Annotated in this window: 23 protein-coding genes and 1 tRNA gene; 10 read left to right on the top strand and 14 right to left on the bottom strand. The window is 38.8% G+C overall.

Annotation, left to right across the window (positions count from 1 at the left end; all coding sequences use genetic code 11):
• The 3 genes from FTV04_RS06775 to FTV04_RS06765 form a co-directional block, all read right to left on the bottom strand.
• A partial coding sequence (locus FTV04_RS06775; protein WP_180089097.1) for a type VI secretion system Vgr family protein occupies positions 1–1,699 on the bottom strand: 1,699 nt, incomplete at its 3' end.
• A gap of 689 nt (positions 1,700–2,388) precedes the next feature.
• On the bottom strand, positions 2,389–2,952 hold the full coding sequence (locus FTV04_RS06770; protein WP_180089096.1) for a TetR/AcrR family transcriptional regulator: 564 nt from the start codon (positions 2,950–2,952) through the stop codon (positions 2,389–2,391).
• Positions 2,953–3,253: 301 nt separating this feature from the next.
• Complete coding sequence (locus tag FTV04_RS06765; protein WP_180089095.1) at positions 3,254–3,889, bottom strand: cation transporter; 636 nt, start codon at positions 3,887–3,889, stop codon at positions 3,254–3,256.
• 76 nt (positions 3,890–3,965) lie between these two features.
• Between FTV04_RS06765 and FTV04_RS06760 the strand changes: the two genes are divergently transcribed.
• From FTV04_RS06760 to FTV04_RS06750, 3 genes are all read left to right on the top strand, one after another.
• Positions 3,966–4,382 (top strand): Cd(II)/Pb(II)-responsive transcriptional regulator, encoded by a 417-nt coding sequence (locus FTV04_RS06760; RefSeq protein ID WP_180089094.1) that lies wholly within the window; start codon positions 3,966–3,968, stop codon positions 4,380–4,382.
• An 80-nt stretch (positions 4,383–4,462) separates the two neighbouring features.
• Positions 4,463–5,857, top strand: a complete 1,395-nt coding sequence (gene yegQ, locus FTV04_RS06755; RefSeq protein ID WP_180089093.1) for a tRNA 5-hydroxyuridine modification protein YegQ — start codon at positions 4,463–4,465, stop codon at positions 5,855–5,857.
• A 9-nt stretch (positions 5,858–5,866) separates the two neighbouring features.
• Positions 5,867–6,121 carry a YfhL family 4Fe-4S dicluster ferredoxin gene (locus tag FTV04_RS06750; protein WP_180089092.1) on the top strand — a complete coding sequence of 85 codons (255 nt, stop codon included), beginning with the start codon at positions 5,867–5,869 and terminating at the stop codon, positions 6,119–6,121.
• 286 nt (positions 6,122–6,407) lie between these two features.
• Here FTV04_RS06750 and ahpF read toward each other — a convergent pair whose 3' ends face one another.
• Positions 6,408–7,973 carry an alkyl hydroperoxide reductase subunit F gene (ahpF, locus tag FTV04_RS06745; protein WP_180089091.1) on the bottom strand — a complete coding sequence of 522 codons (1,566 nt, stop codon included), beginning with the start codon at positions 7,971–7,973 and terminating at the stop codon, positions 6,408–6,410.
• Positions 7,974–8,406: 433 nt separating this feature from the next.
• On the opposite strand from ahpF, the gene FTV04_RS06740 reads away from it, so the two are divergent.
• Positions 8,407–9,015 carry a DsbA family protein gene (locus FTV04_RS06740; RefSeq protein ID WP_180089090.1) on the top strand — a complete coding sequence of 203 codons (609 nt, stop codon included), beginning with the start codon at positions 8,407–8,409 and terminating at the stop codon, positions 9,013–9,015.
• A gap of 85 nt (positions 9,016–9,100) precedes the next feature.
• Here the strand turns inward: FTV04_RS06740 and FTV04_RS06735 are convergent, their stop codons facing one another.
• The 3 genes from FTV04_RS06735 to FTV04_RS06725 are packed head-to-tail and all read right to left on the bottom strand — an operon-like array spanning position 9,101 to position 12,001.
• On the bottom strand, positions 9,101–10,021 hold the full coding sequence (locus tag FTV04_RS06735; protein WP_180089100.1) for a hypothetical protein: 921 nt from the start codon (positions 10,019–10,021) through the stop codon (positions 9,101–9,103).
• A gap of 41 nt (positions 10,022–10,062) precedes the next feature.
• Positions 10,063–11,193: a toxic anion resistance protein gene (locus FTV04_RS06730; RefSeq protein ID WP_180004210.1), complete on the bottom strand. Its 1,131-nt coding sequence runs from the start codon at positions 11,191–11,193 to the stop codon at positions 10,063–10,065.
• 16 nt (positions 11,194–11,209) lie between these two features.
• Entirely contained in the window at positions 11,210–12,001 is a 792-nt protein-coding gene (locus FTV04_RS06725) for a tellurium resistance protein (RefSeq protein WP_180051210.1), read from the bottom strand.
• Positions 12,002–12,328: 327 nt separating this feature from the next.
• On the opposite strand from FTV04_RS06725, the gene FTV04_RS06720 reads away from it, so the two are divergent.
• Positions 12,329–12,817, top strand: a complete 489-nt coding sequence (locus tag FTV04_RS06720) for a TIGR00645 family protein (RefSeq protein ID WP_078189122.1) — start codon at positions 12,329–12,331, stop codon at positions 12,815–12,817.
• A 59-nt stretch (positions 12,818–12,876) separates the two neighbouring features.
• On the opposite strand, the gene FTV04_RS06715 is transcribed toward FTV04_RS06720, so the two are convergent.
• The 4 genes from FTV04_RS06715 to glyA all read right to left on the bottom strand — a co-directional run bounded on the left by FTV04_RS06715 (position 12,877) and on the right by glyA (position 16,728).
• Complete coding sequence (locus tag FTV04_RS06715) at positions 12,877–13,581, bottom strand: Crp/Fnr family transcriptional regulator (protein ID WP_180089089.1); 705 nt, start codon at positions 13,579–13,581, stop codon at positions 12,877–12,879.
• Between the two features lie 117 nt (positions 13,582–13,698).
• Positions 13,699–14,661 carry a TauD/TfdA family dioxygenase gene (locus FTV04_RS06710; protein WP_180089088.1) on the bottom strand — a complete coding sequence of 321 codons (963 nt, stop codon included), beginning with the start codon at positions 14,659–14,661 and terminating at the stop codon, positions 13,699–13,701.
• Positions 14,662–14,908: 247 nt separating this feature from the next.
• Positions 14,909–15,313, bottom strand: coding sequence for a nucleoside diphosphate kinase regulator (gene rnk / locus FTV04_RS06705; RefSeq protein WP_078192900.1), 405 nt, complete (start codon positions 15,311–15,313; stop codon positions 14,909–14,911).
• A 161-nt stretch (positions 15,314–15,474) separates the two neighbouring features.
• Positions 15,475–16,728: a serine hydroxymethyltransferase gene (gene glyA, locus FTV04_RS06700; RefSeq protein ID WP_180004205.1), complete on the bottom strand. Its 1,254-nt coding sequence runs from the start codon at positions 16,726–16,728 to the stop codon at positions 15,475–15,477.
• A 171-nt stretch (positions 16,729–16,899) separates the two neighbouring features.
• On the opposite strand from glyA, the gene FTV04_RS06695 reads away from it, so the two are divergent.
• Positions 16,900–17,727: a DUF695 domain-containing protein gene (locus tag FTV04_RS06695; RefSeq protein WP_180089087.1), complete on the top strand. Its 828-nt coding sequence runs from the start codon at positions 16,900–16,902 to the stop codon at positions 17,725–17,727.
• A 49-nt stretch (positions 17,728–17,776) separates the two neighbouring features.
• On the opposite strand, the gene FTV04_RS06690 is transcribed toward FTV04_RS06695, so the two are convergent.
• Positions 17,777–19,036 (bottom strand): alpha/beta fold hydrolase, encoded by a 1,260-nt coding sequence (locus FTV04_RS06690; protein ID WP_180089099.1) that lies wholly within the window; start codon positions 19,034–19,036, stop codon positions 17,777–17,779.
• A 738-nt stretch (positions 19,037–19,774) separates the two neighbouring features.
• Between FTV04_RS06690 and FTV04_RS06685 the strand changes: the two genes are divergently transcribed.
• The 4 genes from FTV04_RS06685 (at position 19,775) to FTV04_RS06670 (ending at position 22,342) form a co-directional block, all read left to right on the top strand.
• The gene (locus FTV04_RS06685) at positions 19,775–20,473 is read left to right on the top strand and encodes a 3'-5' exonuclease (RefSeq protein ID WP_180089086.1); all 699 of its coding nucleotides are present in this window, start codon (positions 19,775–19,777) and stop codon (positions 20,471–20,473) included.
• 88 nt (positions 20,474–20,561) lie between these two features.
• Complete coding sequence (locus FTV04_RS06680) at positions 20,562–21,308, top strand: hypothetical protein (protein ID WP_180089085.1); 747 nt, start codon at positions 20,562–20,564, stop codon at positions 21,306–21,308.
• 217 nt (positions 21,309–21,525) lie between these two features.
• Positions 21,526–21,882, top strand: coding sequence for a hypothetical protein (locus FTV04_RS06675; protein WP_078189130.1), 357 nt, complete (start codon positions 21,526–21,528; stop codon positions 21,880–21,882).
• A 166-nt stretch (positions 21,883–22,048) separates the two neighbouring features.
• Complete coding sequence (locus FTV04_RS06670) at positions 22,049–22,342, top strand: hypothetical protein (protein ID WP_111885765.1); 294 nt, start codon at positions 22,049–22,051, stop codon at positions 22,340–22,342.
• 60 nt (positions 22,343–22,402) lie between these two features.
• Here FTV04_RS06670 and FTV04_RS06665 read toward each other — a convergent pair whose 3' ends face one another.
• Together FTV04_RS06665 and FTV04_RS06660 are read right to left on the bottom strand one after the other, a co-directional pair.
• The gene (locus tag FTV04_RS06665; protein ID WP_078189132.1) at positions 22,403–22,615 is read right to left on the bottom strand and encodes a hypothetical protein; all 213 of its coding nucleotides are present in this window, start codon (positions 22,613–22,615) and stop codon (positions 22,403–22,405) included.
• Between the two features lie 704 nt (positions 22,616–23,319).
• Positions 23,320–23,409: transfer RNA gene (locus tag FTV04_RS06660), tRNA-Ser, on the bottom strand.
• Between the last annotated feature and the right edge of the window lie 15 nt (positions 23,410–23,424).

The following is a 23,424-nucleotide window of genomic DNA, read 5'->3' as shown; positions in this document are numbered from 1 at the left end:
CCCCTTGGACTTCCTTACTTTTTATTCCCGCTAGTTTTTTTGTGTCTGGCAGTTTGCCTTTACTATCAAATTGGGTCGGACTGCGCTGTGCTTCATGTATACGTCCCACCACAAATGGTCGGTCGATGTTACCGTCAAAGAAATCGATGACCACGATTTCATTAATACGTGGTAAGAAACGTGCACCATAGCCTTCACCGGCCCATGGGGTAAGCACATCTACCCATGCAGAATCCGTATCATTGTCATTACTGCCTGCACCGCCATCATGGCTGTGGTCATCTCCACGGGTAAATAAAAAGCGGACTTTGATACGCCCCCATTCATCGACATGTATTTCTTCACCACTTGGCCCGACAACTTTAGCCCGTTGCGGATGGGTGCTTGGACGGTGTTCGAGTGGGTTATATGCAGGAACCGTCACAATATTGCGGCGTTGTAATGTGAGCTGATTGGCCTGACGCTCGGCCTGTTCATGGATCGGTTTAATGTTCCACTGACTTTGTTCAATCAGTTGATTGACCTGTTCAGTGAGGTCTTTGGGTAAGTTATTTTGGTTATAGAATTTCTTTTCTGTGATTAAAAATTGTTTGTCTGCACCACTATGTTGATCAATTTCAGGGTGTTCATTCAGTTCAAACCAATAACCGACTTGAGTATCACGCACAGTCGATTGTGCATTGAATTTTTTCGATTGTAGCTCATGATAGCGCGTTAGGTTTTGATTCAATTTTTCAATTTGACTGTTGGATGAAGCGGTAGCTTGGTCTTCACCTTTTAAATCTTGCATCCATGCAGGGCTGATATGCCATGCTTGTTCGAGACTTAAGCTAGCATTGTCTTGGCTTTGGCTATGCTGATGTTTGCTTTGAACTGAACCTGCGCCTTCTTCTTGGCTGAGTCCATCGGCTTGCCAGCGCTGTACATGGACCGCAGTCGGCTGAATGCTACGTTCACCGATCAAGCTGGTGATGCTGTCTTGTTTTTCAGTGGCGCTAGAGCGATGAAAGCGGATACTACGACGGCTGAGTGCTTGATATTGGCTATTGTCATCAATCAGGCGAAGTTTTTGTTTTTCAATTGGCGCTGAAGAATGCGGCACTTTCAGCTGCGCTTCATCAATGAGCCAGTTGATACCCTCACTGCGCCAAAGTCGGGTTAAAAAGTCATAATCGCTTTCATTCGACTGCATGATGAAAGGTCGAACGTCATAGTTTTGGCCTAAACCGCTTAGATCTAGCGTTAGACTGGCAGCAAAAAGCGGACTTTTGCTTTGCCATTCTTTAAAGAGAGTTTCACTGACATCGCGAACAGATTTGTTCATAAACACACGGCTGTTGCGGCGCTTATGCCATAGCGATGTTGCATCTTCTAAAGTGAGTTTATACAGCGTGAGTGAACCGTCACTCTGCCCTTGGGTCGCTTCGGTAATAATACCCGTGGTACGGAAGAGTTCACCCTGATCTGTCACTTGATCAACAGCGACCTGTGCGCCAATAAATTGTTTTAGTGGAATAAGGGCATTGGTAGATAGGCAAATCAAAGTCGCTTGTACGCCTTGGTTTAAGATATGCTCCCCATCAATACGTTGAATAAAAAGCTCTTCATTCAACGCAGGGTTGGAAAATTGCACATGAATGGCACGTTTTTGGGCGGATAGACCCAATTGTTCTAATACAGCAAATATTTTGCCTAACATAATAAAAATTCTAAATTGTAATCATGGAAATAATTTTGCTGCTAGTTTAGTCAAATTCATCAATAAACTTAATGCTTAAAACCATAGAAGATGTTTCGTTATGTAAAATCCACGATTCAAAAATTCACTTAAAAATAAAAAGCGGAGAACCCACTCACTAATTACTTCTTGCATATAAAATATTCACCAAATGGTCTTAGACCATGTACTTGCACCCAACGAACAGCGTCATGCACGCAACTGTAAAAATAGTTTTATCGTCTAATTAACATCGAGCTTAATGATCAATTTTTTAATATTATCTTTAAAAATAGTGGATTAATTTAAACTTAAGCTAGATTAAAAAACACACAAACCTTTCTTTCCTGTCTTGTAATTCACCTAAGATCCCCTATAATTCAAAAAAACAGACAAGTCTGTCTATTTTGCTGCAAAAACCGAATGAATTTAGCATTCAGAGGGTAAAAATATAAATGAGAGAAAACGTATAAAACGTTCGAAAATCAAATCATTGACTTAAGCTAACAAAGTGAATGATTTGAACGCACAATTGTCAGCAAAGCGCGATTACCCCAAATAATCGCGCTTTTTATTTTCTTAGAATCTTAAGTCATGTGAAAAAATTGATTGTTAATCAATACAAATAAGTCGTCGCTAGATTTAAAACCTAAATGCCTACAAACAAATTTTTAAGCAGCCAATTCCAAACGAATTAAGGTTTCAACTCGCTTCCAATAATCTGCTAAATGCACTTGGTTGGGGTCAATTTGGGCTTGGATGGTCATGCCATCCAAAATACTACTCAGAAATGCAGCTAGTTGTTCAGTTTGCTGAATGCCCAGATTTTGTAAGGCAGTACTTAGTTTTGATTTGAGCCAATCTTTATAATCGATCGCAGGTTGTAATGACGAAGGATAAACTTTAGATATTTCTTCTACTGCTTTTTGAAACATACAACCATTGAAATCTGCAGTACGAAACCAAGCATCGTACCAAGCAAAAATGGTTTTAATATGCGAAAGATGGTCTTCTGGATCACATTCTGCAATAGCAGCTTCAAGTGATTCCTGTAAATTAAGATTTCGAATCACGAGACATTCTTCAATTAATTTGGCTTTAGAGGGGAAATATTTATAAAACGTCATTTTAGCAACGCCCGATTCCCCAATAATTCGATCTATACCAATCGAGTTATAGCTATAAGAATTGAAGAGTTGGAGCGCAACGTTAATGATGTCTTGCTTTTTCGACATTTAATTTACCTGATGCACCAATGGGGCCTAAACATAAAGCTTTTAAGGTAGAAAACCTAATTTTTAAACATGATTTTCGCGCGCTATTGTAAAGCATAACTTAATTGGAGTCTGCAGATAAAACCTCAGCATCCCATTAAATACCGTCTGATTTCAGAAGATTTATCGATATAGCAGTCAGGAAAATTTCGTATAAAACTGACGGCTATTTTAATTTCAACTAGCGATTTAACGTCTATTCATCTGCGTTTAAAACCTTGCTGAAATGAATGCCATTAACGGTGAATTTAAGAGGAATAATTTAAGAGCAAGGGGTACTCAGAATATCTTTTTGCTTACGCTCTTGCAGTGCTTTTCGAATCACCTGATAACCGCCCGTTAAACCTAAAATCGCCATGATTACAGCCACGATCAAATCTGGCCATAGACTGCCTGTACCAAATACTCCGACTGCAGCCAAGATCACTGCGACATTACCAATGGCATCATTACGGCTACATAGCCAAACGGATTGCATATTGGAGTCACCTTCACGGAAGGCATATAAAACATATGCACAGATGACATTAGCAACTAGCGCCAAAATACCAATCACACCCATGGTGATCGGTTCAGGAGCGATCCCATTGGCATAGGCATAGAGGACTTTGGCAATGACCACGATCCCAAACGCTGCCATAACAAAACCTTTCACCAAGGCAACTGTTGCACGCCAATATAAGCTGGCGCCAAGCACGGCTAATGAAACCCCATAATTTACAGCATCACCAAAGAAATCTAACGAGTCCGCCCAAAGCGCAGAAGAATGTGCATAAGCCCCACCAATCAGCTCCACCAAAAACATCATGGCGTTAATGATTAAGGCAATCCAAAGTGCAATACGAAATTTACTGTTGGGTTTGTTTGGTGCTGGCTCATGACTACATGTACATGCCATAAATATGCTCCAATTTAAAAATCAATGGATTTGTATTATTCTTATTCAAAACTATGGACTCACTCCAAGGTCAAGCATGAACGTACAAAAACATTATTTGATTAAAGAATTGTCCACCAAATCTGGGGTAAGCGTTGACAGTATTCGCTTTTATGAAAAGAAAAAACTGCTGAAACCTAGCTTCCGCGCAGACAACAATTATCGCTATTATGATGAAGAAATGTACAAACGTTTGGTTTTTATTAAGCGCTGTCGAAACCTCGATATTTCTCTCACCGAGATTCAAACCCTGCTTGAACTTGAGCAATCCCCTACGCAAAGCTGTCATGCTGTGAATGAATTAATTGACAATCACATTCGTCAAGTTTCTGAAAAAATTAAAGAATTAGAAAATTTTAAAATACAGTTAAGTAAGCTCCGTGCCAGTTGTAATGAAACCAGTCAAATTAATGATTGCCAAATTTTAAAACATTTGGAAAACGGAATATCTTGAAAACCCAACTAAAATACTTGGTTGAAACCTTTTTTTAGATCACTACAATAAAGCCATAAATTTTTTATGCCTTTATTGACATGACGATTCAACACGTAACCGAACTCCTCTCACCTGCTGGCTCATTAAAAAACATGCGCTACGCTTTTGCTTATGGCGCAGATGCCGTGTATGCAGGTCAGCCGCGATATAGCTTACGTGTGCGCAATAATGCTTTCGACCATGACAATTTAAAAATTGGCATTGAAGAAGCCCATGCTTTAGGTAAAAAGTTTTATGTGGTGGTAAACATCCAACCGCATAACTCAAAACTGAAAAATTTCATCCGTGACCTTGAACCTGTGGTTGCCATGAATCCTGATGCGCTAATCATGTCTGACCCCGGTCTGATTATGATGGTGCGTGAACATTTTCCAGAAGTGTCCATTCATTTGTCTGTACAAGCCAATGCGGTGAACTGGGCAACGGTTAAATTTTGGAAAAATATGGGACTGACACGTGTCATTCTGTCACGTGAATTATCAATTGAAGAAATTGAAGAAATTAAACACAATGTACCTGATATGGAAATTGAAGTTTTCGTACATGGTGCATTATGTATGGCTTACTCCGGTCGTTGCTTACTTTCTGGCTACATGAATAAACGTGATGCAAACCAAGGTGCATGTACCAATGCATGCCGTTGGGATTATAAAATTCACGATGCAGTTGAAGATGAAACTGGTGATGTTATTCCAGTCACACAAATTGAAGAATCATCATGCTGCAAAAATAAAAATGCCGATGAGCAACACGCCCTAGAACAACACCAATTCGGCGAGCCGGTTTTATTACAACGCAATGAAGAAGACATGTTTGCTGCCGAAGAAGATGAACATGGCACTTATTTCATGAATTCGAAAGACTTGCGTGCTGTACAGCATGTAGACCGTTTAACCAAAATGGGCATTCATTCTTTAAAAATTGAAGGCCGTACCAAGTCTTACTTTTACTGTGCGCGTACCGCTCAAATTTATCGTAAAGCCATCGATGATGCTCTTTCTGGCAAACCGTTTGACCCTGCCCTCATGTCTCAGCTTGAAGGCCTTGCGAATCGTGGTTATACCGAAGGTTTTCTACGCCGCCATGTTCATAGTGAATATCAAAACTATGAAACCGGATCATCACGTTTTGATCATCAACAGTTTGTAGGTGAAGTTTTAGAACGCGATGGGGACTCTCTTAAAATTGAAGTGAAAAACCGTTTTGTTGTGGGTGATTCTTTAGAACTGATGACCACTTCAGGCAATATCACCTTCGTTTTAACTGAAATGAAAGATAAAAAAGGTAATCTGATTGACGATGCCAAAGGTTCAGGTCATATCGTGGATATTCCTGTGCCTGCCGATGTCGATATGCGCTATGCCCTACTGATTCGTAATTTACCCAATTCGACCGTAGATATTTCGGCTTCGTCTTTAGCGTATCAGGCTTGAGTTCGCTTTATGGCTTTGTTGATTACAGATAAATGCATCAATTGTGACATGTGTCTACCTGAATGTCCCAATGACGCTATTTATGAAGGCTCAAAGATTTATGAAATCGATGTCGCACGTTGTACTGAATGTGTCGGTTTCTATGAGCACCAAACTTGTGTTTCAGTTTGTCCGATTGAGTGCATTGTGCCTCATCCTGAACATGTGGAGACAGATGAGCAGTTAATGGAGAAGTTTAAAGGCTTGAATTTATTTAAATCTTAAATTCGTGATGTGATTGGTATATTAATTGCTTACTCCGCTTTATATTTTATAGAGAAACAACCTTGGGGAAAGTATAAAAATAAGGTTGTAAAACAAAAATAGCTGGGCAACGAATAGGATTCAAAATGTGTGGGGACATTTTTGAATCCTAATTTTGCAGACAAAAAAAGGAACTCCGGTGTTAGCATCCAAAGTTCCTGTAAAACGAGAATATTAAGAAAAATAATATTCAAATGACAACATTCAGCGCGGCCAGCGTGTTTCTCGAAACACACTGGCCTTTCTTTTATTGACCCGAACGGATGATGTAATCAAAAGCAGACAATGAAGCTTTCGCGCCTTCACCTGTTGCAATGATGATTTGTTTGTACGGTACTGTTGTACAGTCACCTGCAGCAAATACACCTTTCACATTGGTTTCGTTACGCTCGTTAATTACGATCTCACCACGGTTTGAAAGTTCAACCGCTGTTTCTTTTAAGAAATCAGTATTTGGTAACAAACCGATTTGTACGAAGATACCTGCCAATTCAATCGTTTTGATTTCATCTGTTGCACGGTCTTTGTAGTTCAGTGCAGTCACTTGTGAACCATCACCAACTACTTCTGTAGACAATGCATTCATGATCACAGTCGTATTCGGCAAGCTGTTTAACTTGTCTTGAAGCACTTGGTCAGCACGAAGCTTGGTATCAAACTCAACAAGCGTTACATGTTCAACAATACCTGCAAGGTCGATCGCTGCTTCAACACCAGAGTTACCACCACCGATCACTGCAACACGTTTGCCTTTGAACAATGGACCGTCACAGTGTGGGCAGTAAGCTACACCACGAGTACGGTATTCTTGCTCACCTGGAACGTTCATTTCTCTCCAACGTGCACCTGTTGAAAGAATCATTGTTTTAGATTCAAGTTTTGCACCATTCTCTAAAGTCACTTCAACTAAGCCATTAGCTGTTTGGTCAGCACCTTTGATGTCAGATACACGTTGCAAGTTCATAATGTCCACACCGTACTCACGTACATGTGCTTCCATTTCAGCAGCAAACTTAGGACCTTGAGTCTTTTGAATCGACGTGAAGTTTTCAATGTCCATCGTATCCACGACCTGACCGCCCATGCGTTCAGCCACGATACCGGTTTTAATGCCTTTACGTGCTGCATAGATTGCAGAGGTATTACCCGCAGGGCCGCCACCAATCACAAGAACATCAAAGGCTTCTTTGGCATTTAACTTTTCAGCATCTTTTGCGGCAGAGTTGGTGTCTAATTTAGCAATGATTTCTTCCAAGGTCATACGACCTTGACCAATGTGGTTGCCGTCTTGGAATACCATTGGTACAGCCATGATTTTGCGTTCTTCGACTTCGTCTTGGAAGAATGCACCATCAATCATGGTTGCAGTTGTACCTGGGTTATAGATCGCAATTAGGTTCAAGGCTTGAACCACGTCAGGACAGTTATGGCAGCTGAGTGATACGAACACATCAAAGTCAGTATTAAGACCGAGACCTTTGATGGTGTTCAGTACTTCGTCAGAGACTTTCGGTGCATAACCAGAGGTTTGTAACAATGCCAAGATCAAAGATGTGAACTCGTGGCCCATCGGCAGACCTGCGAAGAATACACGTGGAGTTTCACCTGCTTTTGCAATACCAAAGCTTGGCGCACGGCTGTTGTTACCGTCAAAACGTGCAGTCACTAAATCAGATAAAGCAGCAACTTCAGTTACCAATTCTTTAATTTTGTCTGATTTGTCAGTACCGTTTAAGGTCGCGACGATTTCAATCGGGCCTTCAAGGCGTTCAAGTAAGGTTTTTAATTGAGCAGAAGTATTTTGATCTAACATTGCTAACGTCTCCAGAGGAGTAAATTTATTTGATGAGAGAATGATAGAACAAACCATTAAATAGGTGAAACGGTTTGTTTTTATAAAATTAATCGGTTTTACAAATCAAATGATTAAATTTCTTTCTAAATCATAAATATATGGGCCTATATTAACATTAAAATGATTTATTTCGTACATATATATCGTGATAAATCCCTCATTTTTTTCTTTTTTATTGAAATTACACCAAGCCTATGCAAGACATACGCACGACCTGATCAATTACAAAACCTTTATAAAGCTTTAAGTTTCATTTCAGCAAGTCGGCTTTAAATCAAATGAAATATCAGATGATTTGACTGCTTTAAAGAGCCATCGATACAGCAGCAATCTATCCCTTGCATTAATCAGCCATCGATCTACATGTATAAAATCAATAGTGAGCAGAATAATGAAAATTGAATTTGTCTTTGATATTGTTTATCCCATGAGTTATGTCGGATTTCAAAAGTTAAAACAAAACTGGAATGAACATACAGCAACCCGTGTAGAGCTATTGCCGATTCAACGCGTTCCTGAAATTCCTGAACAAGGCTTAGATGTGCTGCAGTATTTAACCAATAAGTATGGCTCAAGTGCAGCAAATCGAAAACTCGAAATGACAAAGTTTGCCGCTTATAGCGAAGATGTGATTATCAATATTGAGCACATGAAACGTATGCCAAACAGTCAACTGGCTCATCAAGGTATTTTGGCCTTGGACAATATTCTGGATCAATATGCCCTGACTCAAGCCTTATTCCATGCATTATTTGCACACGGTCAAAATATTGCTGATATTCAGGTTTTAAAAAGCATCATTGAAGGCATTGGTTTAGATGGCTCAAAAGTACTGCGCTCAATTCAACATAAAGATATTGCAGACCGTCAGCATGAAATTACACAATATGTAAAATCAAAGGGACAGCACCCCATTCCTTTTTACCTTGTGGATGGCGAAGTGAATGATCAGACTTTTTCTACACAGGAACTTCGACAACTGTTTCATCGCGCAAGTTAATCTACCCAAGATCAAAAATCCCCATACAATTTGATGGGGATTTTTATTCTGAGCAATGCAATGATCTAAAAAGAAAATAGGCCTGTTAATGAAGTCCCTGCTCAATTCGATTTATCCGTGATTTGAACTGCTGCGAAAGCAGATACAAAATTAAGCTCAAAACCAGCGTGAGTACCATCACAGCGATCAACACCCAACGTACAACAACTTCAACCACATTGGCTTGCTGAACTTGTTTTTCCACACTTTGCGCCATCGGTGTCATAGTTTTATCAAATAGCTGATTTTGCATCGCCCAGAGCTGTTCAGGCTGAAAACCATATTCACGGAATTTTGCTGGATTTTGTTGCTCGGCATTGATTAAAGATTGCACCAAGGGAATGGCTGTCGCACGATCTACAGGCTTATGCATCAAAGCAGCTTGTGCAAGTAAATAGGCTTGCACAGGTTTTTCCAATTGTGCATCTTCCATCTCGAAAGCTAGCTGGCTTTCTTGAATATTTTTTTCATAATGTACCAATTTTTGATCTGCTGCACGGTCATCATGATTAAGGTCATATTGCACATAAGTTAAGCCTGACCAAAGCACAATAAACGATAAAATCCAGCCGACAAATTTCAATACAAAAGATTGGAAGCGAATTCTAAAAAATTGAAATTTCTTTAGAAATCCAACCAAGAAAAATGCGCCAATAAATGAAACGATGAGTTTGAGAAATAACCAACCAATAAAGGATAGAAAATTTGAAAAATAGTCGGAGGACTCACCGAGTTGATATGCCAGATCACCTGCACTAACAGGGATATGCAGTTGCTGTACGCTAGAACTTAGGCCAAAAAAACTATAGACCATATCATGCTGAATAAACAGCATCACAGCCGAAACGATCAGCACAGAAACACTGGTTAAGGTCAATAACGTCAAATTGCGTTGACGCTTCTTAATGGTTTGAAGCCCAGATTCCAGTTGCTGCGGATTTAGCGCATATTCATCAATGGGAGGCAAAGACATACTCCTTCAGATTATATTTTCACCTCCCTCAAAGCTTATGAAGAAGGGTTTGAACCACTCGATTCAATCACCAAATGATTCAAATTGTTTTGTAAGGCACGAATACGTGTCGTCGCTTCTTCACGCTTTTGTATACCTTCTTTCTGAATTTGAATCACATCATTAACGGTTTTAATGAGGGTATTTTGCACATGTTCAAGTGTTTCGATATCAATCACTGAACGCTGATTGGCTTTTGCTGTATCGACAGAGTTTTGATGTAACAAATCTGCATTGCGTTTTAACAGGTCATTGGTCGCATCATCAATGCTATTTGCCAATTGCACGCTGTTCTTTTGTTCTTGCAATGAAATCGCCAAGCTAATTTGGTTTTTCCAAGCCGGTAAGGTGATGTTTTTAATTGCATAAAACTTATCGACCAACATCAAATTGTTGGATTGAATAATACGAATCATCGGCAAGGTCTGCATCGCAGACTGTTGCAAGATCTGTAAATCACTCACACGTTTTTCAAGATTATTGGCCAAATGGTTGAGGTCATAGATTTTTTGCGTAGTGGTTTGATCTTGAACTTGGGTAGTTAAACTTGCAATTTCCTGTTGGATTTCCTGCTCTTTCAACTTACCTGCGGCGATATACACCCCTAATTGTTTATATTCGTCTTGCACGCCTTCAAACATTTTATCTAATGTATTTACACGCGCTTTTAAGCCATTTTGCGAAGTTTCAATTTCTTTAACCAAAGCATCAATTTGCTCTTTGGTGGTATTAAAGTGCTGATCAAAACTTTGCTTGGCACCTTTAAATTTGCTGAGTAAACCACCAAAAAATCCTGAGCTTTTAGATTTATTTAAAATGCTCGTGGTATTCAATTGCTGTGCGACTTGTACCACCTGATTGAGCTTTTGACCTGTCGCATCTAGATCTTTATTTTGCACCAAATTTAATAATTCATCGGTATAGGTCGACGTCTTGGTGGCAATGTTTTTACCATATTCAGCAACACTATTATGACTTAAATCTGCCAATTCCTTACGTGCAGCTTCGACTTCGTGAAAATCGGAAGTTTGTAAGCCAATTTCCTGCAAATTGAGTTGCTGAAACTTTTCTTCAGTCAATTCTTTGCTAACTTCAACGGGTAAATTTTTGGCATCTAAATCGGTCATAACCCACCTTATATTTCTAAGACTTAGAGGAATTCTCTAATGATTTTTTTAAAGTTTTAATCAAATTTTCACGGCTATTATCAAGCTTTTCCAATGAACTTGTCGAGTTACTTTGACGACTTTGTTTCACATGATATTGCCATGCTGGAATCAACACCTGCTGAGCTTCCTTATATCGATCTAATAATCCAAAAGAAAGCTGCTGAGAAAGCTGCATTTGTGTAATTGCAATATCATTACTGGCTTGTAAGGTTTGCAAGGTATTCACCTTTTTCGATAAACGTTCTGCAAAGTTGTCAAGCGGATGCTGATTTTTCACAAACTGTGGGTATTCCACCAAAAACTCTTCAGCCGCGACGATATAACGCGCCATTTGCTCACGTAAACCCTGCAATTGATTAAAACGTGCTTGAGACTTTTGAATTTCTAACTGTAACTTTTGGCTCAGATGATTTGCCCGATCAAGTAATTGATCTAGATTTTTATAATATTCAACTTGTCCTGAACCATATTCCAAATCGATGCCTAACCATTTTTGCAGGGCATTAAATTTGCGTGTCTTTAAATATTTTTTTGAATTGGCTAAGGCTTGAATCAGCTGCTCAATGGTTTGACTAAGTTGTTTCGTCAACTGAGGGTCAACACCGTCTAGCAGCACCGACTGTGCTTGAATTAATTGATCGGCATAATGATTTAGACGATATTGATCGGTCAGTAATGGCACAAGGTCATTCCGCTTAATCGAAAGCACTTCCGCCCGATCTACCGTAATATCCTTTAACGGCACCAATACATCAATTTGTGACATAGCCAATTAAACTCAATAAAATCATTTTTATACTACAAGTTTTGCCATAAAAGTCTTGTAGTATTTTGCAAAAAATACATCTATTTCATCAGTCAAATTTCGCCATCAAATTCAACCGTTGCCTATAGATCCGCCAAAGCAGCCATACAGCATCATTTGAATGGATATGATGACCTAAACAGATGAATTCAAGCTTAAGATACCCAAAGATTCAATCTAGATTTAAATTAAACAACTGACTCTACATGAATTATTATCAAAATTATCGTAAAATTTAATCCATATACTTTAGAACCAAATATTAGATCAATAAATTTAGAGGCTTAAATGGAACGTTTTTTCCATAACACAATGTATGCAGCACGTTGGATTCTGGCTCCCGTGTACTTTGGTTTATCCTTTGCACTGCTACTGCTCGCGATTAAATTTTTCCAAGAAGTCATTCATGTCCTTCCGCATATTTTAGAATATTCAGAAGCTGACCTGATTTTAGTCATCCTCTCTTTGGTCGATATGACTATGGTGGGCGGACTGATTGTAATGGTGATGTTTTCAGGCTATGAAAACTTTGTTTCGCAATTAAAAATTAATGAATCGACCAATCGCTTGAACTGGCTCGGCACCATGGATGCCAATTCATTAAAACTCAAAGTTGCAGCATCAATCGTGGCAATTTCTTCGATTCATTTATTACGCATTTTTATGGATGCGAAAAACATTCCCAATGACAAAATCATGTGGTACATCATCATGCATTTAACCTTTGTTTTTTCTGCTTTTATGATGGGATATTTAGATAAAATCAGTAAGCACTAATCTAGGTAAGGTTAATGAAGCCATTTGCGATAATGGCTTCCAGTACACGGTAAATTTATTTATTCATCAAGTTCACTCATTTGCCTTAAACGCTCAAGATCCAAGATCACGATTTGTCCATAATTCCACGCGATCACCTGTGTTTGAACAAATTGCTGCAGATGTTTATTCAAGGTTTGGCGTGAAATTTTAAAAGACTCTGCAAATTCCTGCTGACTGAGTCTCAAAGGAATTTCCTGCCGACAGCCATATTGTTCATAGAGTCGAATCAAATGTCTTGCGATGCGCTGCTCTAGCGTTGCCGTTCTCAAATAACGATTATGCTCAAACATCAAATACATACGTCGACTGAGAGATTGCACGACATTCCAAAGCGCCTGTGGATCACGCTGTAAAACCGCTAAAAACGTTGTTCCAGAAATGATTGCCACCTCGACATGTGTCGCAGCAAAATAATCATAATTCAAAGGCTTTTGTTGTAAGACTGCGACAAAATTAAATACCGACTGGCGACGGATATAGTCATTTACAATCAATTCACCATTATTTTGCAACCAACCAATTTGTAGCGTACCTGAAAGCAAAATATAAATATCTTGCACGATTTGTTGTTGTTTTAAGATGTGCTGCTGCGAATGAAACCGTGAATATTTCACCTGTTGCACAAGCTGTTCTAAAGTCTGATCGCTAAAGCCCTTAAAGATGTCTTCATTACGCAAAATTTGCAACAAATGCTGTTGGGCGGTGTTCTTTTGATCGCTCACGTCTATAAAAAAATGCCTAAGATCTCATTGATCTTAGGCAAGTGCTGAAAAATGTAAAACCATTGTTTTTCGCATTATTTATCTGTTTTTATGCTGTTTTAAATGACGCTCTAATACTTAAGATGCTTTCTCATAAATACGGCCTGCTTCAGAACGCAAGTTTGAAATGTCGGTGTTTTGAATATTTTTCAGTACAGTACTCGGCTGACCATTTACATCGACAGGTACATCGCCCTCGATAGTGACACGTGAGGCGATACGTAGCTCATCACCATAGTCATTGATGGCACGGTGCTGCGTCGCACGATTATCCCAAATCGCAACATCACCAACCGCCCAGCGCCAACGCACAATATTTTCCCATTGCACGATTTGCTCTTGAAACAGTTCAAATAGGCGTCGTGACTGTGCCGGACTGTATCCACTGAAGCGTTTAAAGAAGTGACCCAACACCAAACTTTTTTCACCTGTTTCAGGATGTACACGCACCAAAGGATGCTCAGTTTCCACTTCTACTGCAGTACGGAATAAGTGGCGACCTTCTTCATTGTACTGACCTTTCGGCGTCGCATAGTCATAACTGTTGCTATGCACCGCGCGTAATTGTTCCGCCAGTTTTTGCAGCTCCGGACTTAAATCTTCATAAGCCGTCACGGTATTGGCCCAAACTGTATCGCCACCATGTTCAGGTGCAACTACATTTCTTAAAATTGTGGCTTTGGGATAATTGGGTAAAAATGTAATATCGGTATGCCATGAATCTGCGCGCCCACCACGTGAGTCAATTGACAACGTATGTGCTGTACCATCTTTGAGTGGCACACTTGGGTGATTCAACGGATTTCCTAAAAGTCGTGCAAAGGCTTCTTGTTCTAAATCGGTGAGATCTTGCTGCCCACGCACAAATACAACTTTATATTTTAATAGTGCATGATTAAATTCATCGACCACGCTTTTGTCTAAACTTCCAGACAACTGAATGCCAGAAATTTCGGCACCAATACGACCGGTTACAGGTTTTACTTCAATATGCTGATATTGATAGTCTGGATTGTAATGATTCGATTCTAATTGTGTCATAGGGCTCTACCTTATTCTTCAAATTATTAAGCAACGATGGTGTTGTTGAAATAAAGTGTGCCGACTTCGTGCCCATGACTCTGTCAATTATTTGACAGTTTTCCCAAGTTAAACTGCTATGGTTGTAATGAAATCTGCTTAACAACATTTACACATTTCATATCTAAAAATGCAATAAAGAAAAAATAAAAAAGCCATCGGTATCGATGGCTTTGTGTGCGGATTTTATCTGTATATCACAGCGGAATTATAGATAATTCCCTTCACGCTCAGGTTGATAGAGCACTTTAATGATTTTGACTTTCATGGTATGACCATCAGGCTGCGGCCATTCTATTTCCTGCCCTTCAGCCAAACCTAAAATGGCAGCGCCCACTGGAGCCAAAACATTGACTTGACCTTTATCGCCACGAAAATCATGTGGATAGACCAGTGTAATTTCGGTTGCTTCTGTCGCAGGTGCAATGTTAATGAGAACTTTGGCATTCATACTCACCACATTGGCAGGGACATCTTGTGGAGCAACCACTTCAGCGCGCGCCATCTCATCTTCCAAATGCTCCATCGTCGGCGTCAACTTAGACTGATGCTCCAACATAGTTTCTAAGCGATGTAAATCTTGTTCTGAAAGAATAATATTGGGTTTTTTCATATAAAGTTCCTTTGCGACCTTGCCAACAGATCTATAGCGATGGGCAAATTTTTTGTTATCTCTTATTCCGTTATATCAGAAATATAAATGTTTAGATAACTTTTGAATTTTTCTGATGACATAAAAAAAAGCCCCCTTGAGGGGGCTTTCTCAAGTCAGACTTATTTTGCGTAAACTGGGAATTTAGCGCAAACAGCAGCAACTTTTTCTTTCACTGCAGCAATCACAGCTTCGTCACCTTTGCTGTCTAGAACGTCAGCGATCCAGCCTGCAAGGTCACGTACTTCAGCTTCACCAAAACCACGTGTTGTTACAGCAGGAGTACCGATACGGATACCAGAAGTCACGAATGGAGAACGTGGATCGTTTGGTACTGAGTTTTTGTTCACAGTAATGTGAGCAGCACCTAACCAAGCATCGGCATCTTTACCAGTAATGTCTTGTTTAATTAAAGATAATAAGAACAAATGGTTCTTAGTACCGCCAGAAACAACATCATAACCACGAGCGATTAATACTTCAGCCATTGCTTGCGCATTCTTAACAACTTGTTGTTGGTAAGCTTTATATTCAGGCGCCATTGCTTCTTTGAAGCAGATCGCTTTAGCCGCTACAGCGTGAACTAAAGGACCACCTTGATTACCAGGGAATACAGCTGATTGTAATTTTTTCTCGATTTCTTCATTTGCTTTCGCAAGAATTAAACCAGAACGTGGACCACGAAGTGTTTTATGTGTAGTCGTTGTAGTTACGTCAGCAATTTGTACTGGGCTTGGGTAAACACCAGCAGCAACAAGACCAGCTACGTGAGCCATATCTACGAATAAGTAAGCACCAACTTTGTCCGCGATATCTCGGAAACGTTGCCAATCAACAACTTGGCTATACGCAGAGAAACCAGCCACGATCATTTTTGGTTTGTGTTCTTCAGCTAAACGTTCAACTTCTTCATAGTCGATTTCGCCAGTTTCAGGGTTCAAACCGTATTGAATTGCGTTGTAAGTTTTACCAGAGAAACTAACTTTAGCACCGTGAGTCAAGTGACCACCGTGAGCCAAGCTCATACCTAAAACTGTATCGCCTGGGTTAAGTAGCGCAAGGTAAACTGCAGAGTTTGCTTGTGAACCAGCGTGTGGTTGAACGTTTGCATAATCAGCACCAAACAATTCTTTAGCACGGTCAATGGCCAATTGTTCGATCACGTCTACATACTCGCAACCGCCATAGTAGCGTTTACCAGGGTAGCCTTCTGCATATTTGTTAGTAAGTTTTGAACCTTGAGCTTCCATTACTGCAGGTGAACAGTAGTTTTCTGAAGCGATTAACTCAATGTGCGCTTCTTGGCGAGCATCTTCATTCGAGATCGCTTGAGCTAATTCAGGGTCAAATTGAGCAATAGAGGTGTTGGCAAACATTAGCGAGGTCCTATTAAATTAGGGCTTTTAAGCCGTGCTAAGATTGGCGCGTATTATAACAGAAAGTTTGTCTTTTCCACAGTTTGATATTTATTTAATTCCAAGTGATTATTATTCATTTTAACTACTAATCTTTAGTGAATAAATGAATAATTACAGGAATTGGGGCTGATGGAAATAGACAATAAATTTACCGATTTACCGCATCATTCAATTTCCGCTCCAGCAGACATTCGATATTTTGAGATCCAAGAAAATTGGGATTTTTATCTTGATGAAATCGATGGAATACCCTCCAGCTATTTTTTGAATTTGGCTTTAGCTCAAAATGCTCCAATTCAGCCGCTTTCAAATTTGATTTGGGTTGCATTACAAATGAATCACCCTCGAGAAGATGGACTATCTTCCAGAGAGGAATATGATCTTTTATTAGAATTAGAAGATACCTTGATTTCAGCCATGACTAAAAACAAGTTAACTGTATATGTGGGCCGTGTAACGCGTGATACAAAAAGGCTGTTTTTCTTCTACGCTGCACCACATATTAATGCAGAGCAATCAATTCAGTCTGCCATGCAGGCATTCCCTGACTACCATTATAGTTTTGGTAAAAAAAGCGATAGAGATTGGAACATATATTTTAGAAACCTTTATCCAAATGAAGTGAATTTACAAATGATGTCCAATAGTAAAGTCCTTGAAAGTCTGCGAAACAATGGAGACAGTCTTGAAATTGCACGTCCAATAGATCATTGGATTTACTTTAAATTACTGAATGAACAGAGTAATTTCATTAAGAAAGTCGAAGACCTTGGCTTTGCTGTAGTTGAGAAAACGACGGTAGAAGAAAATGAAAACTATCCTTATAAACTGATCATTTCGAGAAAAGATCATGTAGATCAATTATCTATTGATCAATGCACATTGGTGCTTTTTGAATTAGCAAAACAGGAAAATGCGCAATATGATGGCTGGGAAACACAAGTCATTCGAAACTGAGGTCTTAAAAATAAAGCCTAATCAGATCAATTAGGCTTTATTTGCATGTTTAATTCGCTGGCATTAGAGATTTTACATCTAAGACAATTTCATCCCAATTCGCGGTATAAACTGTCGCATGATCCCATTTTGGTGTGATGGCATCGTCTGTATCCGTCACATAATTAATTTTAGTTCCTTTACTTGTGGCGAGCTGTATCAACACATCCGTTGCCGCTTTTGGAACTGTTGAGTCATTACTGCCTTGATAAATGAAAATTGGTGTACTCAATTTTTTGAGTAGCGGTTGAGAGTCTTGCTCTAAGAATTGTTTAACCACTTTAATATTGGTCATAAAATTAGCTTGCGTTCGAGGGTAGCCATCTAATTTTCCATTCTTTTGTACATAAGCCCCCATTGCCCCACCTAAAGTTTGCCCTAAAACGTCATAACATACACTTTCAGCTTGAGCAGCGAGTTGGTCAGTTGGCGGGACAAACACTTCACTATATTGTAAGGTTGGTGTTGAGTTTCTTAAACCTGCTGTAATTAGCGATGTAAAGGTATCAAGCGGTGCAAGAATATTAATTTTCTTAATCGGATCGTCTTCAGCTGCGGCTTTTTGTTCACCTCCACTGAGAATTAGAGCTAAGTTAGAAGCTGGCGCTACAGCCACTGCCCCCTTATAGCTTAACTGTGCACGTGAAGCATATTGAGCAGCTCCCAATGCTGCTTGCCCACCCTGTGAATGTCCTACAACTGACCATCGTTTTTCTGTGGTGTTTCCTAAGTTTTTACTCGCAGCAACCACTGCATCGGTAATGGAATATGCTTCACTTTTTAAATTTAAGAATGGATGCAACTCTTTACCACTCGGTTCACCCAAACCTTCATAATCAGGTGCAACTACTGCATAACCTGCTGCTAAAAGTTTTGCAATAAAATATTCATTACCCTTTAAGCCTTGTTGGCTTGGAGCACATTCATCAGCAACACCTGTAGTGCCATGCGCCCATGCGACAATAGGCCAACCTCCAGTGGGTTTGGTGCCTTTAGGCGTAAAGAGTAACGCTGTTGCTTGAGTTTCTGCACCATTCACGCCAAGCATTTTATAAGTCATCAATGTTTTATTGGCACTCACCGTATCCAAAACGGTATTAGCATTGGTATTAGCATCAATATAGACCTGTGTTTTTACAACAGGCGCAGCTATATTATTTTTTGGAATCCCATCATCGATAATAAATGACGAATCACCGTCGCTTCCTCCTCCACACGCGACCAAAAAGAGTGTGCTACTAACCAATACCGTTAACTTAAGTCGGTTCATCATCCCTTGTTCCTTCTATTTGTTGTTTTAAAGTCATTCCTAATGATTAATCGTATGGAATTTCAATACGTTCAAGCGATTTCAACGCCATTGATCATCCTATTCATTTATGAAGAATCACACCAACATAATAATACCCTGATTTAATTTATAATTTAATTTTTTAGATTAGATTTTTTAACAAAATAGATTTATGGACTATGCATGTAGCACATATTGATTTTCTCTATTTTAGGTTTTGTCTTAGGCTATTTTGTCCGCGGTTCAAAAGTGAAAAACTCAAACTGCAAAAGTCACTTATAAACGTATGACTGCAGCAAGTACCTATCAGCAAAAATGACTACTCAAAATTCATCATCATTCAGACAATGGACGTATTCGAGAGCTGAATCAACTTAGTGCAAATCAAAGCTTTTTTCAAAGATTGTTAAAACAGATGTTTAATTGCTATGAGATCACATTCCAATAATAGCGTTTTATCATTTTAGATTATGATCATATGTTATGTGCCATTTTTAAATATCGTGATAGACAAAAGCCTTTAAAATGAGTCGATTTAGAAGATAATTAGCTTTACCGCTATAAAGGTTTTATTTCTGCAGACGCGATAAAAGCAGATTATTTATACATTACGCTGCCATCTTCATAATATTCCTACAAATAATCACAGCATTGGTTTGTCAGTGTGGATGTGATCATGTACATTCATAAACATTATTCAACATGCTGGAACTGGACATGCAAGCCATCATTCTCGACACAGAAACCCATACACTAAATGGACAACCCATCGAGATTGCCTATGCTCCAATTCAGGTGGCAGATGCTAAAATTACTTTAGATAAATCTAAAATTTTTGATCAACTTTATCGTTGTGATGAAGCGATTTCTTTTGCAGCAATGGCTGTACATCATATTTTAGAATCAGATCTTGAAGGTCAGCCCCACTACAGCAGTTTTGAGCTTCCAACTGAGACGACATACATCATTGGGCATAATATTGACTATGATATTCGCGCGCTCGAAAAATGTGGCGTAGATGGTTCAAAAATTAAAGCCATTTGTACCCTTGCCCTTGCTCGTCGAGTTTGGCCTGATGCAGAAGCACATAATATTTCTGCCTTGATTTATATGATCACCAAAGGCAGTGAAAAAGCCCGTGAAATGATCCGTAAAGCTCACCGCGCAGATATGGATATTATTTTAACTGCCAATATTTTGATGCATATCGTCCATCACTTAAAAATTAACAGCATCGAAGAATTATTTGAAGCTTCGGAAGATGCACGCATTCCACGCAGTATTAATTTTGGTAAACACCGTGGTACTGCAATTGCTGAATTACCTGCGGACTATGTGCAATGGCTATTACGTCAAGATGACTTAGACCCGTACTTGCGTAAAGCTTTAGAAAACTCTGCTGTCATTACTTTATAAATCATTGATTGTTTAATATTTTCTTAATATTACTGTCATTATCACTGCATAGGATTGCCTTAATTCTTTTGAGCTATGGAATTAAGGCATGTTCAACTATCAAAAAACTGAGCTGGGGTTTCAAACTTTAAAAGACCGACAGCTCGCATTAAATGCTAGACAACGTCGTCTGCTACTCTTAATTGGTAGTGATGACTTTAACCAAATGCCAGTGCATTATCAGCAGCGGATTGCTGAAGAGACATTGCTCGAGCAACTAATGGAACTTGGGCTGATTCAGCCAATTACAGCACATGATCATCTACGCCTTCAAAGCTCAGATTTTTCTGCTTTTAATACTCCTAAAAAAGCGCCTAGCAATACATCCGATCTCAATAACCTTAGCCCTGCATTTGATCTCACAGCGCAAGAACATGTGACTTTTAATGAAGTTTCAATTCCTACGATGGAAGTTCCTCAGATTCATTCACAGTACGCACTGACGACCTCCCTACCAATGGATGCGATGGGCTCTACACCCCATCAATTCCCACAATCCACACCTGAAACTACGACAACAAACAATCCTGTATTACCAGAAAAAACCGTTGATTTCATCGAGCATGATTTTGATGAGTTGCAGAGTTTTATGTGCAGTTACTTACAGCGTTATTGTGGGCTGATGGCAAAAAAATTAATGCTTAATATTCAACAGGCCACGGATATTGCAGACTTAAAAGCCTGTCAGATGCAATGGATCACCTGTCTAAATGAATCCAATATTCAACCTAAACTCTTACAACATGCATTACAGCAAATTAATTACAGTATAAAAAATCTGCAACAACTGGTTTGACTTAGAGACTTTTCCTCACTTCTCATTCAAAAAACAACTTAATGAGGTGAGTTATTCTTCACACATATCAATATAAAGAATTGAATTTTATTAACTTTATCGATTCACTTATTTCTTTTATGGTTTTAACTGCTGTTTTATACGACCTTCCCCTAATGTCAATCAACAGTAAAAAATCGCAAGAATAAAACCGATCTCCTAGCGTTTGAGCATGTCAATGTCACAACAGTTTTGTTTAGAATTTGATTCTTTCGATAATCCTATGCAACTCAGCAAAATTGGCAATTGGGTGTTTACATTCTTAACCTCACCAGACGAATTGCCCGATGTTCAATTGGCCATTACCTATGTCATGCCACGAAAAATTAGTGACGAATTACAACCTCGACGTGTGGTCATTCAAAATACAGCCATTGAAACAATTTGGCGTATAGAACAAGTCGAATGCTTTAACAGCCAAACGAACCAAGAACTCACCTTTACAGCAGCGGAACCTCAAGCTCAATTGGTTTTAAACAGTATCATTGAAGAATTTGCCCGTTATGATGTCCCATTGGTATTCAAGCCGCTTTAATTTAAAGCGAATTCCAACTTATTTTTCATAAAGATTTAAGCTGTCTCAATGATTTAACCAAAGTTAGCTAGACAGACATTAAATGAAAAATAATCCATACAGATTATTATTGCTCAATTCGTATACACTATTCCTGCTCAATAATTTTTGACCATGGATAATAAAAATGAATTTAGCCAATTATTCTAATGATCAGGCACTCATCCTTTTCAACCTATATAGCAGCCTTGAACAATGTCTAGATGCGATTGGACATCTGCACCTTGGACCAAAACTGGTGCTGACCGATCATGATGTATCAAAAGATCATATGATCGTACAACGTTTTCAAGCTGGGGTTTTAACTCAAGAAATCCAAGTGCGTAAACAAGATGTTGAACTGTCTTCTAGCAACCCAATGACACGCTATCAGTTACTGTCTTATATTTTGAATCAATTTAAAGCAGATCAAACAGCTTAAATTTCAATCTCTAAAAATAAAAAAACTCACCATTAAGGTGAGTTTTTTTATTCATTCAATTTAAGCTTCTAAAAGCTTGTAAATACTGTCCGATTTTTGACTTTCAAAAAGTAGTTCGATACTGGGTAGGATGATTTCACCTGCAATAATGATATGTTCAATGCGATGAAATAGCGCTCTTGAATCTTCTTCTGAAGGATTACGCACCAAAGCTTGTGCTTCATAAACCTGACTAAATTGGTCCTTCACTTTAATATCGATCATCTGTGTCATAGTGACGTCTCTACTTGTTTTAATAATTGAATTTTTTATATCACACCTTTACGCAACAACCTGCTTTGTAAATGTTAGATTTCATGGCAATGTAAACTTATTTTACTTTAGTAAATATATATCAATAACATAGGTTGACTATTTAATTATTGTTTGACAAAAACACTATATTTTCACATTTTGAAAGACATTAAAAAGCCCGCATTGCTGCGGGCTCTATGTTGGAAGGCTAGTGCTGATTTCTTGTCTGTAATATTCAAAAACATCTTAAACATTACTAAACTCAACGAGCTGTCATTAATCCGTCCAACCTATTAGTAGCGTCTTGGTTATGACCTACTGTGATTTCAATATAGCACTTTTTTACCCCTTGCCAAGGGGGCGTGACATTTCTAAACATTTGATCAAATAAAATACAATTGATATTTTTTCAAAATAAGCGATCATAGCTCTGCCCAATGCATGTGAAAGATTTAAATAAATAGGCCATTAAAAATAAATTCAACACTATCAATCTATAAACATTCTTTTCTCTTACTTTTAATTCAACCTTTGACAACCCTTGCATTAATTTCTGACTTGAATTTTAAGTCTGATATCCATTTTTAGCATTGCTTAAAATACTAGTAAGTAAGATTGCCGTCTCAAATTAAAATCTAAGACAAAAAAAAGCCCTTGTATCACTACAGGGGCTTTTTTGAATTTGGCGGAAGCGGTGAGATTCGAACTCACGGAGGACTCGCGCCCTCGTCGGTTTTCAAGACCGGTGCATTAAACCGCTCTGCCACGCTTCCATGTGCGCCATAATA

Source organism: Acinetobacter sp. YH12219, assembly GCF_013417875.1.
GTDB classification, from domain to species: domain Bacteria; phylum Pseudomonadota; class Gammaproteobacteria; order Pseudomonadales; family Moraxellaceae; genus Acinetobacter; species Acinetobacter amyesii.
The sequence above is the reverse complement of the archived record's forward strand: the minus strand, read 5'-3'. Positions and strand labels throughout refer to the sequence as shown.